The sequence below is a fragment of the Chryseobacterium sp. BIGb0232 genome, from assembly GCF_024810195.1.
GTDB lineage: Bacteria > Bacteroidota > Bacteroidia > Flavobacteriales > Weeksellaceae > Chryseobacterium > Chryseobacterium pennae.
In genome coordinates, this window is the sequence record NZ_JANUEH010000001.1 from 725,078 (window position 1) to 741,538 (window position 16,461).

The 16,461-nt window shown below is 35.9% G+C and carries 12 protein-coding genes; 11 read left to right on the top strand and 1 reads right to left on the bottom strand.

Going from position 1 to position 16,461, the window contains the following annotated elements; translation table 11 throughout:
- Window positions 1-66 precede the first annotated feature (66 nt).
- The 6 genes from M2372_RS03070 to M2372_RS03095 all read left to right on the top strand — a co-directional run bounded on the left by M2372_RS03070 (window position 67) and on the right by M2372_RS03095 (window position 9,273).
- Entirely contained in the window at window positions 67-1,338 is a 1,272-nt protein-coding gene (locus M2372_RS03070; RefSeq protein ID WP_123318400.1) for a condensation domain-containing protein, read from the top strand.
- Window positions 1,335-2,588: a condensation domain-containing protein gene (locus M2372_RS03075; protein ID WP_123318399.1), complete on the top strand. Its 1,254-nt coding sequence runs from the start codon at window positions 1,335-1,337 to the stop codon at window positions 2,586-2,588. Before M2372_RS03070 ends, M2372_RS03075 begins: the two co-directional genes overlap by 4 nt.
- Window positions 2,585-3,118 carry a hypothetical protein gene (locus tag M2372_RS03080; RefSeq protein ID WP_123318398.1) on the top strand — a complete coding sequence of 178 codons (534 nt, stop codon included), beginning with the start codon at window positions 2,585-2,587 and terminating at the stop codon, window positions 3,116-3,118. The genes M2372_RS03075 and M2372_RS03080 overlap by 4 nt, the downstream gene beginning before the upstream one ends.
- A 184-nt stretch (window positions 3,119-3,302) precedes the next feature.
- A complete protein-coding gene (hsdR, locus tag M2372_RS03085; RefSeq protein ID WP_123318397.1) occupies window positions 3,303-6,521 on the top strand; it encodes a type I restriction-modification system endonuclease in 3,219 nt (1,072 codons plus the stop codon).
- A 9-nt stretch (window positions 6,522-6,530) separates the two neighbouring features.
- On the top strand, window positions 6,531-8,000 hold the full coding sequence (locus tag M2372_RS03090; RefSeq protein WP_123318396.1) for an N-6 DNA methylase: 1,470 nt from the start codon (window positions 6,531-6,533) through the stop codon (window positions 7,998-8,000).
- The gene (locus M2372_RS03095) at window positions 7,990-9,273 is read left to right on the top strand and encodes a restriction endonuclease subunit S (protein WP_123318395.1); all 1,284 of its coding nucleotides are present in this window, start codon (window positions 7,990-7,992) and stop codon (window positions 9,271-9,273) included. Before M2372_RS03090 ends, M2372_RS03095 begins: the two co-directional genes overlap by 11 nt.
- 52 nt (window positions 9,274-9,325) lie before the next feature.
- Here M2372_RS03095 and M2372_RS03100 read toward each other — a convergent pair whose 3' ends face one another.
- Window positions 9,326-9,763, bottom strand: coding sequence for a helix-turn-helix domain-containing protein (locus M2372_RS03100; RefSeq protein WP_123318394.1), 438 nt, complete (start codon window positions 9,761-9,763; stop codon window positions 9,326-9,328).
- Window positions 9,764-10,029: 266 nt separating this feature from the next.
- On the opposite strand from M2372_RS03100, the gene M2372_RS03105 reads away from it, so the two are divergent.
- The 5 genes from M2372_RS03105 to M2372_RS03125 all read left to right on the top strand — a co-directional run bounded on the left by M2372_RS03105 (window position 10,030) and on the right by M2372_RS03125 (window position 16,408).
- Window positions 10,030-10,878 carry a GIY-YIG nuclease family protein gene (locus M2372_RS03105; protein WP_123318393.1) on the top strand — a complete coding sequence of 283 codons (849 nt, stop codon included), beginning with the start codon at window positions 10,030-10,032 and terminating at the stop codon, window positions 10,876-10,878.
- A 437-nt stretch (window positions 10,879-11,315) separates the two neighbouring features.
- On the top strand, window positions 11,316-12,449 hold the full coding sequence (locus M2372_RS03110) for a 1-acyl-sn-glycerol-3-phosphate acyltransferase (RefSeq protein WP_123318392.1): 1,134 nt from the start codon (window positions 11,316-11,318) through the stop codon (window positions 12,447-12,449).
- 771 nt (window positions 12,450-13,220) lie between these two features.
- Window positions 13,221-14,246 (top strand): hypothetical protein, encoded by a 1,026-nt coding sequence (locus tag M2372_RS03115; RefSeq protein ID WP_123318391.1) that lies wholly within the window; start codon window positions 13,221-13,223, stop codon window positions 14,244-14,246.
- A gap of 3 nt (window positions 14,247-14,249) precedes the next feature.
- The gene (locus M2372_RS03120; RefSeq protein WP_123318390.1) at window positions 14,250-15,176 is read left to right on the top strand and encodes a hypothetical protein; all 927 of its coding nucleotides are present in this window, start codon (window positions 14,250-14,252) and stop codon (window positions 15,174-15,176) included.
- Complete coding sequence (locus M2372_RS03125; RefSeq protein WP_123318389.1) at window positions 15,176-16,408, top strand: hypothetical protein; 1,233 nt, start codon at window positions 15,176-15,178, stop codon at window positions 16,406-16,408. Before M2372_RS03120 ends, M2372_RS03125 begins: the two co-directional genes overlap by 1 nt.
- Window positions 16,409-16,461: the final 53 nt, after the last annotated feature.

The window sequence follows — 16,461 nt, forward strand, 5'->3', positions numbered from 1 at the left end:
CAGGCTCAACACCGATAAAAACGATGCGATTGCATATGACCTTATAAAAAAGATAGACATCTACATATGAAAAGAAGATTGTTATTTGGTGAGCGAATGTTACTGGGAGACGGAACAGAACCGTTCAATGCGGTAATCCCTTTCAGACTCAGAGGTACCTTTGTATTGAAGGATATCCAGCAGGCTTTGGCTCAGATCCAGAAAAAACATCCGTGGTTAAAAGCGTTGATCGCTCATGACGAGAAAAATATTCCCTGGTTTGATGTTCCTGAGAATCCCATCTCCATTCCGGTACGCATTGTAGCCCGAAAAGGAGACGATCACTGGCAGGAAGAATCCAAAAGGGAATGGAATACTTTATTCGATCCTAAAAAATTGCCTCTTATCCGGTTTGTCTGGATAAAGGGGGAAGACGTGTCTGACATGCTGTTTGCGTTCCATCATTGTTTATGTGATGGTGGTTCTGCAATGGCTTTTCTTTACGAATTTTTAAAAGTGCTGGATAATCCTTCAGCAGATATTGGGATAGAAAGTCCTATTTTAGGGATTCAGGATGTAGTTCCCGCCAATATTTTAAACAACCGAAAGCAAAAACTAAAGGCTAAATTCATCGGAAGATTGGCTGCTACAGCTATCAAGGTTATTCCTACCGGTAAAAAATCCATTGACCGCCAAAATGATTATTTAATCAGTTGGAAAGTAGATGAAACCGTAAGTCAGCAACTGATTTCCTATTGTAAATCCAATGGTGCTACGGTGAATACATTCTTAAGTGCTGCTTTACTTCAGGCTTTCAAAAAAGTAAAAGGAAGCGGAGCTTTCAATAAAGTATCCTGTCCTGTAGACATCAGACGTTTTGCTACCCAGGTGAAAAACGATCATATTTTTGCTTTTGGACTGATGATCGTAGTTTCTGCCAATGAAAAGCTGAGCTTTATAGAAAATTTACATGCCATGCAGGCTTCCGTAGAACGTAAAACTTCTAAGCTAGATCCTTATATTACCATGATGGTGATGGAATCCGGGCATGATGCATTGAACAACTTCACCAGGCTTTTAAAGAACGGAAAATCCTCTAATGACTGTATGTTTTCCAATCTGGGGCGCATTCAGATTCCTCATGAGTATAAAGAATTCTCTGTGGATACTATTTTCAGTCCGTCTGTAATTGGTCCGCTGGGGAATACCACCACAATGGTAGTTTCTACCTATCGAGGAAAAATGGATTTTTCTTTTGTCGGCAGTGAAGGCTATTTACCCTATACCGATGCCCTGGCCATCCGCGATGAAGTCATGAAGATCATTAAATTACAACTGGAATATATCGCTGTATCATGATCAAAAGAAAACTAATGATGGTGGAAAGGATCATGTATGTAGATCCTGAAACCCCTGTAAACTGTGTATTTGCAGCCAAAATAAAAGGAGGACTTCCGGAGCAGAATTTTAAAACTGCTCTGGAAAAAATCCAGCAGAAACATGCGTTATTAAGAGTGGTTATTGATTCTAAAAGTGAAAAATATCCTTTTTTTAAAGAGGAAAAAGACATCGCTCCTATCCCACTTCGCATTGTAGAAAGAAAAACAGAGGAAGACTGGCTGACAGAATCTCAAAAAGAATGGAAAATCTTATTTGAGGAAGAAAAGACTCCTTTAGCCCGTGTAGTATGGGTAAGAGGACAGCATGTTTCTGAAGTCTTTTGGGCCATCCCGCACTGCATTTCAGACGGAACCACCGGAGTTACCTTAATGAAAGAGCTGCTTCAGCTTTTGGATGATCCCGCTTTAGAGTTAGAACCTTATGAACCTTTCATTTCAGTAGATGAATTTTTACCTTCCAACTTTAATGTAAAAACTAAGAAATTCAAGGCTAATCTTTACCGGATGTTTGCCAAGCTCTTCTTTCTTTTACAACCAAAAAGCAAAAAGAGAAATCTCGGAAACGATTACGTTCTTCACCAGAAACTGGATCCGGCAGCCACAGCCCAAATTATGGAGCGATGCAAAGCTAACGGAGTTTCCGTACATGCTTTATTGTGTTCTGCATTTATGCAGGCCTTTCAGGAGATAAAAGGGAAAGATGCCAAAGGTAAAGTGATCAGTCCGGTAGATGTCCGTCATTTTATTCCTGAGATCAAAGAAGATCATTTATTTGCTTTTGCACCAACGGTTGATCTAGCCATAAAAAAAGGGACTTCAGATCTACTGAACAACGCCAAACATATCAAAGAAGATCTTACCCAGAAAATTGGAAAGATGGAAGCCCGTGAACTCCTGTGGATGGGTGAACAGATGCACCCGATTGTAGACCGTATGATCTCCATGCTAAAATCAAGCAATGGCGGGCATGATGTGACCCTTTCCAATATGGGAAAAATCAACATCCCAAGTGAGTATAAAAACTTCAGTGTAGAAACCATCTTCAGTCCAACCGTAGCATTTCCCTGGTTGAACTCAAACACTTTGGTGACGAGTACCTACAACCATCAAATGGATTTTATATTTTTGTCCAACGAAGACTTCCTGCCCAAGGCAGAAGCCGCTAAAATAAAAGAGAAAGCCATAGCGCTAATGACCACCTCCGTATGAAATTGAAATTTAAGCCGAAGCCGCCTAAAAAGCTCAAAAAAACCACCCTTAAACGCTTTCTCATCAAGCGTACAATTTACTATGTCCTTCCGAATGTATTTTTCAATTTCATCATCGCCTATGCCAGCTTCAAAGAATTAGGCTACACCCATTTTTTCTCCGGCGAACAGAATCTGGCCCGCCTTACCTTACCCATGGCCCTATTTCTCCCCGTTGTCCTCACCATAGACATCATCAAAAGAGTAAACGATGCCGCCGGACAAGGCGCCATTGAGTTTACCGTAGATGAAGCGTTGAATATTAAAAAGCTAATGACTAAACTAAGTATTCTGCATGGTGTGATTACCTGTTCTTTGGTATTAGCGATGCTTTTCTTAGGGCAGTATAATTTTTCTAAGGATTATAGGCTGGATGCTACGGCGATGGCTGTTGTGGTGGGGATATTGGCTGGGGTGCTGTCTGTGGTATTTGTGTATTTGCCGGTGTGGAGGTTGAGGAGGTGGATGTGTAGGAGGAGTATATCTATATGAAATATATTTTATAGATAAGTCATCATTATAGTCTTGGTTCTAAGCATTTTTAATAAAATTTAGAAAAGAAGCTTCTACTGTGTTTTAAAGCGAAAAGTGTTTTATTTATAGTAGGTTTTTAGTAAGTTTGTCTTTTACCAGTGATTTTTTTAAAGACAATAACCTATACTATTAAAAACACCTAATGCCATCAAAATTTTTATTTCTAAAGGATCTTTATCCTGAGCTTTTTAATTGTTCAAGATTAGCTGAAACTTTATATTATATAGATGCCAGTTCATCGATCTCAAAATCAAGATTATTCTGTGAAAAATTGGTTGGTTTAATTGCTGGTTTTGAATCAGAAGATATCTCTAATTTAAATCAACACGATGCTATACAGTATCTAAATCATCACGAAATCTTACCTGATACAATAACTGATATTTTTCATGTTATTAGAAAATCAGGTAACAGAGCCTCTCATAATGGCTCTAATAAATCTGATGAAGCTTTATTTATTTTAAAAAAAATATTTAGTCTTGCTAAGTGGTTTTTTGAAACTTACGAAGAAGATACTATTGAAAATCTTGTCTATGAATTACCACCCAATAAATCTGATGAGGAAATAGCATCTTTAACAGATAAAGTTGATGAATTAACCATTCAATTAAAGAGATATGAATTAAAAATTCAATCACTGAATGTTTCAGAAAGTGGTATCAAAAAGAGAAGAGAGAAAGCTCAATTCTATGCTGATAAAATTAATCTCAATGAATATGATACAAGAATCCAACTTATCGATGTTCACTTGAGAGCCGCTGGATGGGAATGTGATACAGAAAATATTAATTACAAGAATAAAAAAATATTACCCGAAAAAGGAAAAAATAAAGCAATTGCAGAATGGCCATGTGGAGGAAAGTATGCTGACTATGCTTTATTTATTGGTACTGAACTCTACGGTTTAGTTGAGGCTAAGAAATATAATACTGATATTTCTACCAACCTTCGGCAGTCTAAGGTATATTCAGAAAATATCAACCCACAGGATGAGATTGTTTTACTCGGGCAATGGGATGCTTATAAGGTTCCATTCTTATATTCCACCAACGGGAAAAAATATTTGGAACAACTGAAAACCAAAAGTGGAATTTGGTTTCAGGATATAAGAAAATCTACCAATCGTCCGTATGCTTTAAAAGGCTGGTATTCACCGGAAGGGCTAAAAGAGCTATACAATAGAGACTCAGATACCGCTAAAGAAAAGCTTTTAGAAAGTGATTATGAATATTTAGCCTCTCCAAGCGGATTAAGTCTTCGTGACTATCAGATAGAAGCCATACAATCCGTTGAAAATAAACTGGCTGAAGCTCCCTTTGATAAAAGAGCTCTACTTGTTATGGCTACAGGAACTGGAAAAACCAGAACCATTAATGGTTTAATATATAGATTGATAAAAGCCAACAGGTTTAAACGAATTCTATTTTTAACAGACAGAAAACTTTTAGCAACCCAGGCTCGTGATAGTATTAAAGAAAATAAAGTTGAAGCTCAACAGTCTTTTGGAGGAATTTATCAATTTGATGACCTTGGAATAACCATTCCGGACTCAGAATCTCGCCTACATTTTGCTACTGTTCAGAGCATGGTAAAAAGACTCTTCTATAATGAAGGGGAATCATTAACTGTAGACACTTATGATTGTATTATTGTTGATGAGGCACACCGTGGTTATCAGCTGGATAAAGAGATGAATGAAGATGATTTTGGTATCCGAAATGAAGATGACTATGTCGCACAGTACCGCAAAGTTCTTGATTATTTTGATGCTTTTAAAATAGGGATGACGGCTACACCTGCTCTTCATACAACAGAAATTTTTGGAGAATCTGTTTATAATTATTCCTATCGAAAAGCTGTGATAGATGGCAACCTGGTAGATCATGAACCTCCATTTAATATTAAAACTCTTCTAAATACCGAGGGCATTACATGGGAAAAGGGAGAAAAACCTCAGGTATATGATGGTGAAACCGGAGAAATAACGGATTTAGATGAACTGGAAGATGAATTGAAATTTGATGTAGAACATTTTAATAAACAAGTTCTTAATGATAATTTCAACAGAGCTGTAGTTCAGGAGCTTGTTAAAAACCTGGATCCCGAAGGCAATGAAAAAACAATCATCTTCGCAGCAAGAGATAGCCATGCAGATACCATAATCAACATGTTGGGCGAAGAGTTTGAAAAAATTGGCGTTGATGTTCATGAAAAAGCTATTCAGAAAATTACAGGTAGTGTTTATGATAATGCACAACTAACCAGAGATTTTAAGAATGAGAGATATCCTAATATTGTTGTTACAGTAGACTTATTAACTACCGGAATTGATGTTCCGTCTATATGTAATGTTGTATTTATGCGTCGTGTACGTTCCCGTATATTATACGAACAAATGTTGGGAAGAGCCACACGTCTTTGTCCAGAAATAGGAAAAGAATCTTTTAAAATATTTGACGCAGTTAGATTATACGAAGCACTGAAAGACTATACTCAGATACAGACCGTAGGAAACGCTTCTTATACCTTCCAACAACTGGTAGAGGAAACTGAGAGAATTTCTGATGAGCAGCGTTTATATAAACAGGTTGAACAAATCATTGCAAAATTGCAAAGAAAGTCCAGAAACCTAACAGCTGAACAAAAAGAGCATATTTCTTATCATACAGATGGCAATACTATTGAAGAATTAATACAATCTTTGAAGAATACAACCAGCTCTGAAATAAAAAATACAGTAGAGCAATTAAGCTCACTTTGGAATTATCTTGATACAAAAGTATACAAGAAATATTCTCAGTTTGTCTCTACACACGAAGACTCTGTAATGGAAGTTACCCGTGGATATGGAAATGCAGATAAGCCTGAAGATTATATAGAAGGTTTCAAAAAATTCTTGCAAGAAAATAGCAATACTATAGCAGCAATAAATATCATTTGCAACAAACCTCAGGAGCTAGACCGTAAGTCATTAAAAGAATTAAAGTTACTTTTAGATGAAAAAGGTTTTAATGAAACTTCTCTGAATACCGCTTGGAAATCCACAAAAAATGTGGATATTGCGGCCGATATTATAGCTTATATCAGAACACTTTCTATGGGAATTGACTTAATCACCCCTCAGGAGCGTGTTCAGAGAGCCATTAGCAAGTTAAAATCAAAACATCAGTGGACTGCTGTACAATTAAGATGGATAGACCGTTTTGAAAAACAATTGATGGCAGAAACCATTCTTACAAAACATGACTTAGACTTAAGACCTTTTGTAGATGAAGGTGGTTTTACAAGACTGAATAAGATATTTAATAACGAATTAGAAGAATTGATAACAGAGCTGAATAATGAACTGTATTCAGCATAGAGATGTAAAATGAGCGCACAGGAAATAGCCAATAAACTTTGGAATTTATGTAATGTGTTGCGCGATGACGGCGTAACGTACCACCAATATCTTAACGAACTTACTTTTATCCTTTTCCTTAAATTATCTGAGGTAAAAGGATTTTCAGATCAAATCCCTGAAGATTACAGATGGAATAAATTTGTAGAGGAAACAGATAATGTTGAAGCTTTTAGATTATACCGTGATTTTTTAGCGAATGTAAGTAGCAAAACAGACAGCCCATCTATCAAAGACATCTACACTAATGCTTCTACTACACTTACTAAGCCTGCAAACTTTAATACTTTGGTTCAGGCTATCGATAAGCTTGATTGGTACGAAGAATCTGATCGTGATGTCATGGGAGATATTTATGAAAGTTTATTGGAGAAAAATGCAGGAGAAAAGAAAAGTGGTGCCGGGCAATATTTTACTCCACGTCCATTAATTAATGTAATGGTAAAACTAATGGCTCCGAAATTAGGAGAAAGATGGAATGATCCTGCCTGCGGAACCTTTGGCTTTATGATTTCTGCAGATCATTATCTGAAAGAAAAATATGATTACCGTTACGTTCTGTCTTCTGAAAAAATAAAATTTCAGGAAGAAGAAGCCTTTTCAGGAGTAGAACTTGTTGCTGATGCCCATCGTTTGGCTCTCATGAACGCCAGATTACACCAAATGGAAAGCAATATTCTTTTAGGAGATACCTTAACCGGTTTAGGTGAAAACCTAAAAGGCTTTAATGGCGTACTAGCAAACCCTCCATTTGGCACGAAGAAAGGAGGAGAAAAACCTACCAGAACAGACTTAAAATATATATCTAGTAACAAACAGCTTAACTTCTTACAACATATTTACAGAAGTCTTATTACTGATGGGACTGGACGTGCTGCTGCAGTATTACCAGATAACGTTCTGTTTGAAGATGGTGATGGACAACGCATCCGAAAAGATCTGATGGAAAAATGTAATCTGCATACTATTTTACGTTTACCAACAGGTATTTTCTATGCTGCAGGGGTAAAAACCAATGTACTTTTCTTTACAAGGGGTAAAAAAGAAGAAGCAAATACCAAAAATGTATGGTTCTATGATATGAGAACCAATATGCCAAACTTTGGAAAAAGAACACCTTTTACAGAAAAAGCATTTGAAGATTTTATCAAAGCTTATACCGGAGGATTAACTGCTGAAAACGTAGTAAAAGAGTATGAAGGAGCAATAGATGAAGGAAAAAGAAAGCAGATAAAAGACAAACGTTGGCAATGCATTTCCCGTGAAGAAATTGCAAAGAAAAATGATTCTTTGGACTTAGGATTGATTGCAGATGAAAGTTTGACTAAATCATCCGATATAGGTGAACCTTTAGATATTGCTAAGTATGCTTTAAAAGAACTTAATGCTATTCAGAAAGAATTAGAAAATTTGATAAGAGAATTAGGTAATGGAAAATAATTTACCCAAAAATTGGATTGAAGTCAACTTAAAAGATTCAGTAAATTTTAGAAAAGGAAAAAAACCTAAAATTTTATCTGAAGAAAATTTTGACAATTCATTACCTTATAGAGATATTCAAGCTTTGGAATCTGAAGTAGTTAGATATTATGCTGATAAAGATTCATCAAAGCATTTTAAGGAAAATGATATTGTAATCGTTTGGGATGGATCAAGAAGCGGTCTAATATTAAAGTCCAAAAAAGGAGCAATTGGCTCAACTCTAGGAGCATTAAACCCATATATTTATAAAAGTGAATACTTATATTACTTTTTACTAAGCCAATATGAAATAATAAATTCTAAAGCTAGAGGAGTTGGTATACCTCATGTAGATCCAACATATTTATGGGGACTATCACTCCCCCTTCCCCCATTACCAGAACAAGAACGTATTGTAGCAAAGTTAGATGCTTTATTTGCACAACATGAAGCAATGAAAAAAGCATTGGAGCGTATTCCTCAATTGCTTAAAGATTTTCGGCAGCAGGTTTTAACGCATGCTGTTACAGGAAAATTAACTGAAAAATGGCGAGAAAAAACAAATAATCTTGTTGAATGGGAACTCAAAAAACTCAATGAAATTTCACTTTCAATTACTGATGGAGATCATCAAGCACCCCCAAAATCTGAATCGGGTGTTCCTTTTTTAGTAATTTCCAATATATCAGATGGAAAATTAAATTTCAATCATATTTCTAGATATGTACCGATAAATTACTATGAAAAATTAAAGGATATTAGAAAACCTAATACTGGAGATATTTTATATACTGTTACAGGGTCTTATGGCATCCCCGTTTTGGTAAACGAAAAGATAGACTTTTGCTTTCAAAGGCACATTGCAATTATAAAGCCTGACCCTCAAAAAGTATATAATATTTTTTTATATTATTACTTAAAATCTCAAAATATTTTGGAACAAGCAAAAGAATGTGCAACTGGTACGGCGCAATTAACAGTTCCACTTTCCGGATTACGAAAATTTATTTTAAAAGTCCCTACAATTTTAGAACAACATGAAATAATCAATAGAATTGAAAATTTATTTTCAAAAGCAGATATTATAGAAGAGCGATACAAAAATTTAAAAGAAAAAATAGACAGTCTTCCACAAGCAATTCTACACAAGGCCTTCAAAGGAGAATTAGTTCCCCAGCTTCCTACCGATGGAGATGCAAAAGACTTATTAGAAGAAATTCTAAAACTGAAAAAAGAAGTAAAGAAGAAATAAAACTGAAAAAAGGTTCAGCACGTGCTGAACCTTTTTTTATATTTTAAACAAATTATCCCTTCTCAATCAACCTCTCCAGCCTCTCCATCATCTCATCCTTCTCCTTCAGCATCCTTTCATAAAGAGCAATCTTTTCATCATTTAATTTCTTGATTTCTTCTAGTGCTTCCAGCCATTTTTCAGAAGTGTTAATAGTAGGATTTATCTGAAATACTTGACCTGTTGCATTATCATTGACAGTAGTCACTGTATTCGCTATAATATTCACCGCCTGCTCCTCATCAAAATTCTGAAACGCTTCCACCGGAATTTTCAATACTTCAGAAATTCTTTTCAGTAAAGGATCTTCAATAATTTCTTTCTGTTCCAGCAGAGAAACTTTCTTCTGGTTCCAGTCATCCCCAAGGTCAAGAGCCAATGCTTCCTGCTTGATGCCCAGCATTTCCCTGAATCGTTTTACATTGCGTCCCTGATGTATTTTATGTTCCATGATAAATCAACATTTATGAGGTTTAAATATAGAAAAATATTTGTGAAAATTGGCTCTTAAACCAATATAATTACAATCTTCATTCTCCGCTTTTCATCTTTAAATCCACTCATAAAAGACCTAAAAATTTTTTCAATCCATATTTATAGTTTGTTTTTAGAAAATTTACGTTTTCCTGTAAGCAAAAACTAAAGATTTTTCTTATCATTGCTACTTTCAAATCAATATTCCTGAATCACCCATGATTCAAAATAATAAAACTAACTATGAATACCTTCGGAAAAACCATACGCCTATTCTTTGTAGATGGTACCCCAAACAGTCTCACCACTGCAGAACTCAGTAACTGGACAGGAATAGGCATTAGAGTTCCCCGTATTAAAGTAAGAGAATTCAGCAATCGTACAGAATTTAGAAAACCTGGGGTCTATATCCTGATTGGTAAAGGAGACAATAATGAAGATGCTGCCTATATTGGCGAAGCAGAAGTCATTGCCGACCGCCTTGTGAGCCATATAGCCAATAAAGAATTTTGGAATGAAGTGTTATTCTTTGGAAGTAAGGATCAGTATCTGAACAAAGCGGGTGTTAAATACCTGGAAAACCGTTTGTATGAACTGGCCATTCATGCAGAGCGCTACTCTATTAATCAGAATATCCCTACCCGACCGGAACTCTCTGAAGCAGAACAGGCAGAATTGGAAGAATTTTTATCTAATGTCAAAATACTGACTGCCTCATTAGGCCATAAAATATTTGAGTCTCTGGAAGAAACTGTTGAACAGGATGAGACAAATCAACTTATCTTATTCTGTAAAAATGGAGCTGGAGCAGATGCTAAAGGGAGCCCATCTACTGAAGGCTTTGTTGTATACAAAGATTCTCTTTTAATGATATCAGAACAAACTTCATTACCTAATAGTATAGTAGCAGAGAGAAGAAAAATGTTAGAAGAAGGAATTTTACAGAAAGAAGAAGGCTTTTATAAACTTTCTAAAGATTACATCTTTACATCATCTTCAAGAGCAGCAGCAGCTATACTGGCAAGATCCTCAAGCGGTCCTGTAGAATGGAAAACCGAAGCAGGAGTCCAACTTAAATATTTAGAAATATAGTTTGAATAATAGTGTTGAGATTCCTACGGAATGACAAAGTGTATGGATAGATAAGCGTAATATTTGTCATTCTGAAGGAATCTAACCTCGCCTATTTGATGCGCTATTTTAACCCGTTAAGAAGAGATTAAGAGGATCAAGAATATTAAGACAAGCTTTGTTTTATTTGTAAATCTCAAGAAAATTTTTGATTTTCTTCTTATGTGAACTCATTATACAGTATCCTTCTAAAATAACTTAAGTGAACTAAAATATTTCAAATAAAACTTTTGTGCCTTTTGTGGTTTAAATATAATGGAACAAACTATAAAGCTTCATCCGGTTTACCAGATAAATTTTCTAATTCCTACGCCCATCATAATACTTTAACAACCTTTATACCCTATCCCCAGATAAATTTTCGTTCTTTTGCAAAAAGTTTTAATTTTTACCATAACATGTCGAAGTTTGATGAAATTCGTTATTTTCATGATCAGGAAGTGAATAAAAGATTACAGAGCATAGCCCGTGATCCGATGATGAAAGCACTGATGAACTTTACTTTTCCCGGAGAGGATGAGCAGGTTTGGCTGGAACAGTTTAAAAACGTTCATTCCATAAGTGATTTTCAGCATCAGTTTGTAGCGTATGCCGTTCGTCAGATTCTTGCCAAAAGTTCTGAAGGATTAACGACTTCTGGCTTCGATAAGCTTGATAAGAACGCTTCGTATCTTTACATTTCGAATCACAGGGATATTGTACTGGATACTTCCCTTCTTAACCTTGTTTTGTTGGAAAGCGGCCACGTTATGACCGCTTCAGCCATTGGTGATAATCTTGTAAAAAGAAACTTTCTGAATGTTTTAGCCAAACTGAACCGTAACTTTTTAGTTCAAAGAGGATTGTCAATTCGTGATCAGCTTAAAAGTTCACAGACCATGTCTGAGTATATTGATATGCTGTTACATGAAGAAAACCGCTCCGTATGGATTGCTCAGCGCGAAGGCCGTGCTAAAGACGGAAATGATGCGACTCAGCAAGGTGTTTTAAAAATGTTGGCCATGGCCGCAGGAGATCAGTCACTGATAGATTATTTTAAAACATTAAAGATCGTTCCTATCTCTATTTCCTATGAGTATGATCCTACCGATTCCTTAAAAATGCCTCAATTATTGGCACAACACAGAGAAGAGGCATACATCAAAGGAAAAAATGAAGATTTTAACACCATACTCAGCGGAATTTTAGGACAAAAGAAAAGAATTCATATCCATGCTGGTGATGTTATTGATACAGAATTGGATCATATTGCCGCTACCATTGAGAATAAAAACAAACAGTTGCAGGCTATTGTACAGCTAATTGATGATTCTATCATTAAGAATTACAAGCTTTGGCCTACTAAATATATAGCCTACGACCTAATCAACAATACAGACACCTATGCTTCTCAATATACAGAGCAGGAAAAACAATTGTTTATCCGAAGATCAGAGATGCGTATAGATCCGTCTGATCCTGTTTCTAAGGAGTATTTCCTGGCGATGTACGCCAATCCTCTGGTAAATAAATTAAAAGCAGAAGAAAAATAATTTCTTTACCCACAGATCTGTACAGATATTCCTTCCTATTTTAGGAGGAACACCTCAAAATACTTGAATTTTTTTTGGGCCACGAATGCACGAATGAATAAAGAATTCGTGCATTCGTGGCTAAAATTATACATACACTTAGAAGGATCAATGAAATTGATTCAACTCTTTGCTAGCTTAAAAATATAGCAGAAACCTACTGAAAACTTTGCGTCTGAAAAACAAAAGAATTTTAAAACATTAAGGATACTTTACAGCTCCTATTATTTTATAACCACAGATTTTCTCAGATCTACACAGATATTATCGCTTCTTTTTAATAGGAATCCCTCGAAATAATTAAAGATTTTTTTGGCCACGAATGCACGAATGAATAAAGAATTCGTGCATTCGTGGCTAAAATTATACATACACTTAGAAAGAATCAATGAAATTGATTCAACTCTTTGCTTCCTAAAATACTCCAGCCTTATTTTAGAAATCTTTGCGTAAAAAATTTAAATATTAAGAAAAGTGAAGATTCATCAAAGATGAAATTATAAGGTTGTACAATCAATAGCTTCAGCCATTCCCTTACCTATTTTTATCCTCTCTACCCTTTTAATGGTTCAAATATCTTGAATCATATTCATAAAATCACTATTCAGGCTGAATCCGGAGCACTACCCTTTACGGGATTCCGTAATTTTCTTTACTCTGTTGTTTGTAGTTTCGGGCATTATAAAACAAAATGTTTTTTTATAACCTCATTCAAAAAACAACAGATACATTATGAATAAAAAAATGACTCCTGCAGATCTCTTTTTGGGAATTCTTGCAATCTTACTGATCAGTGTAAGCTTTTACCAGACATGGCTTGGGCTGCAGCAGATCTTTGGCCCTGCATCATTTGTCATTGCCTTGGTTTTATCATTGCTCCTCCTTTTCCTGTGCTGGATGCTGAGAAGTGCCAAACTGGAAGGTAAACCTACCGGAAGTCTGGTGGGAATTTACATCTTTATTGCCTCATTCTGCTTTATAGCCAATTTTAATGCATTGTACACAAGGTTTATGAAAACGGATATTTATACCGATGAGCTTCGTGATATTAATAAAAATTTCACAGCTCTTGAAAACGATGTGGAATCGAAATTAAGCTATAAGTACAATAAAGCAACCACTCAAAATATCGAGATCAAGAAAAAACAATTGATGGAACAGATCAAAGACCCTGGAAATAAAGGCATCGGAACCCGTGCCCAGCTTTTGATTAAAGATATCGAAAGATTAACCGGTCAAAAAGTAGATCTTCTGACACCTGTTGGTGAAGATTACGAAGATCTTGCTGAAAGAATGGGAAAACAGATCGATAATATCGTTTCAGACCTTTCTCCTGAAGAAAGAGCCCTTAAAAACGACATCAATAACACCGCTTTTAAATGGAATAAAAATATTCAGGAACTTCTTCTTTTATCTAAAAAAGATAAAGACGGACTGTCTCAGGGATTAATTGATGAATCTCTTTCAGATTATAATAAACTGGGAAGCCGCGCACAAACGGTTCTTGGAAATGATAAAATACATTTTGAGCCCATAGTTTCAAAAACCCAGCAGGTTGGGAAAATAGGTTTTGCGTTTGAACATGCCATTAAAAACTTCGGAATGTACCAGTTTGTGGTATTGGCTGGCTGCATTTTACTCGATTTTGTGATTGTTATTATCATTTTACTGGTCACAGATTCAGGAAACTACAATGGAAACAACAGAAGTGTATTTACCAATAAAAGAAGCGGTAAAACCATCATCCCTAATAACTAAACTATGGAAACCAACGATCAATTAAAACCACTTTCTTTTGAAACCGAGGAAACCTTAAAGCCTCTTTCTTTTGATTTTCAAAATGACACCAAAGAAGATTTTGTTCCGATTGCCAAAACAATTTCCAATGATATTAAAAATAAGGAAAGTAACTTCGTTTTTTTCTTTGGAACAGCAGAATCCGGGAAATCTGTTATCCTTTCTTCTATGCTTTATTATCTCCGGTCATATGCCGGAGTTTTGAGACCGAAGCTAGGAACTCCCAACTCTAAGGAAGCTAATGTTCTGCTTTCCGATTTTTTTGAAAATATCAGACAGGGTGTCCTTCCCAACAGAACAACAAGGGATCAGGTAACCCGTCTGGATCTTGTTTTTGAACCGAATAACCGGTCTAAAAGAGTGGTTCCTATAGATCTTACCTTTCTGGAAACTTCCGGGGAAAACCACAATGATATCCGAAGAGGCGGAAGCTATCACAGCAGCATAGAAACTTTTCTGAATGCCAATATTCCGCTTACATTCGTCATTGTTACCAGCTATGAAACGGCATATAAAGACGATTCTTTAATCAATGAATTTCTGGATGAGCTGGAAAGAAAGGGTAAAAATTTAAAATCGGTGAATGCTATTCTCGTTATTTCCAAATGGGATAAATCCGGAAGAATGGATGTGGAAAGTGCCGAAGCTCTTGATGCTTTTATCTCTGAACATCTTCCTATGGCCTCACAGCGTATCGATACATACGGTTTAAGTAAAACCTATTACACTATAGGTAGTATTCAGAATACCACCGGAAGTGAGAAAATTGATCTGTTGAATCTTTCTACGGCTGAAGTGCTTGCAAAATGGCTCTACAGAAGTATTACAGCCTATGATCTGGATTATGAAGGAACATTCTGGGAACGTATAAAATTTAGTTTTACAAATTAATGGACAATACCTATTTTTTCTCCGCATTCGGGACTTTTGGGAACCCGAATGGCTTCAGACAAACCTTTTTTCTGGGTGGAAATCAAAGCATTGCTAAGGAAATAAGAACCTTTGATCTAAAAACGGATGCTATTAAGCTGTTTCCTCAAAGCAATATCTATTCTATCCGGAAGGATTACGCCGGTGGGTGTAACCTTATCTCCTATTCTGTTTATACTTTTGCAAAAGAACAGAACTCAGACAGGGGTGGAACTTTTATAGGTTCAAGCTTACTTTTCGTTAATAAAATTGCTTCTGAAGGACTTATCATTAATGCCCTAAACGACTTTCAGAACAGTCTCGAGAAAAATAATCTTTCAGAAGATACGATTACCATCAGTCATTCCGATCAGTTTTCTATCCGGAAACCTAAGGATTTTGATAAAATAGGATTCAATGTCCGGGAAGTGGATGAGCTGGATTTTACCCGATCCAATAATAATTACCTTGTGGTATACTGTGAGACCAATGCTGCCCAACTGCAGATCTTTTTCAGCAAGGCCATTGATCTTCTGAACGTTTACGACACCATTTATTTTACCCAAAGTCATGAGATTGGAGAATTTGTAAAGCAAAAAAGGATTTTTAAAATTGTAGATGCTGATGGTTTTAAAAAGGAACTTGATTACCTTGAGGAAGAAAGACTCCGAACCCTTCAAAACGCTATCGCTGAGCTGGAAAAGGAAAAAGTGGCTTTACAGGATGAAAAGACGAAGTTGCTTGAGGACCTCAACAGACAAATCATGCAAAATGAAAAGCGGCATCAGGAAAATGAAGCTAAAATAAAAGAATCCAAAAACGGAATTGAAGTCATTAGCAAAGAATATGATCAATATTCAGGAAAAATAGAGACCCTGATCCGGGATCTTACAGCTGACGGAAAGGTAGAATCGGCTAAAAAAAGACATCTGGAAAATAAACGGTCATTCAACCATACTATTCAACAAAACAGGAATATAGAATCATTACCTTCTCTATCATCTTCATCCAATGGAAGAACGCAGACCACAAAAGAGAACCCTTATCCTAAAGGTCTCTCCGGTTTTCACAGCTCAGGCAGAAATCAGGAAAAAGAATTCAGGCTGGATGGTTTTAAGGTCGCTACTTTGGCTTTATCACTGCTATTGATCGGAACTTTAATCTTATGTTTCATGTGGATGCCAAAAGAATATTTAAAGATGCTCTCTCTATAAACAGATATTTCTGTAAGCTTTACAGTTTTAAAAAGTTTCGGGCCATTTTCTTC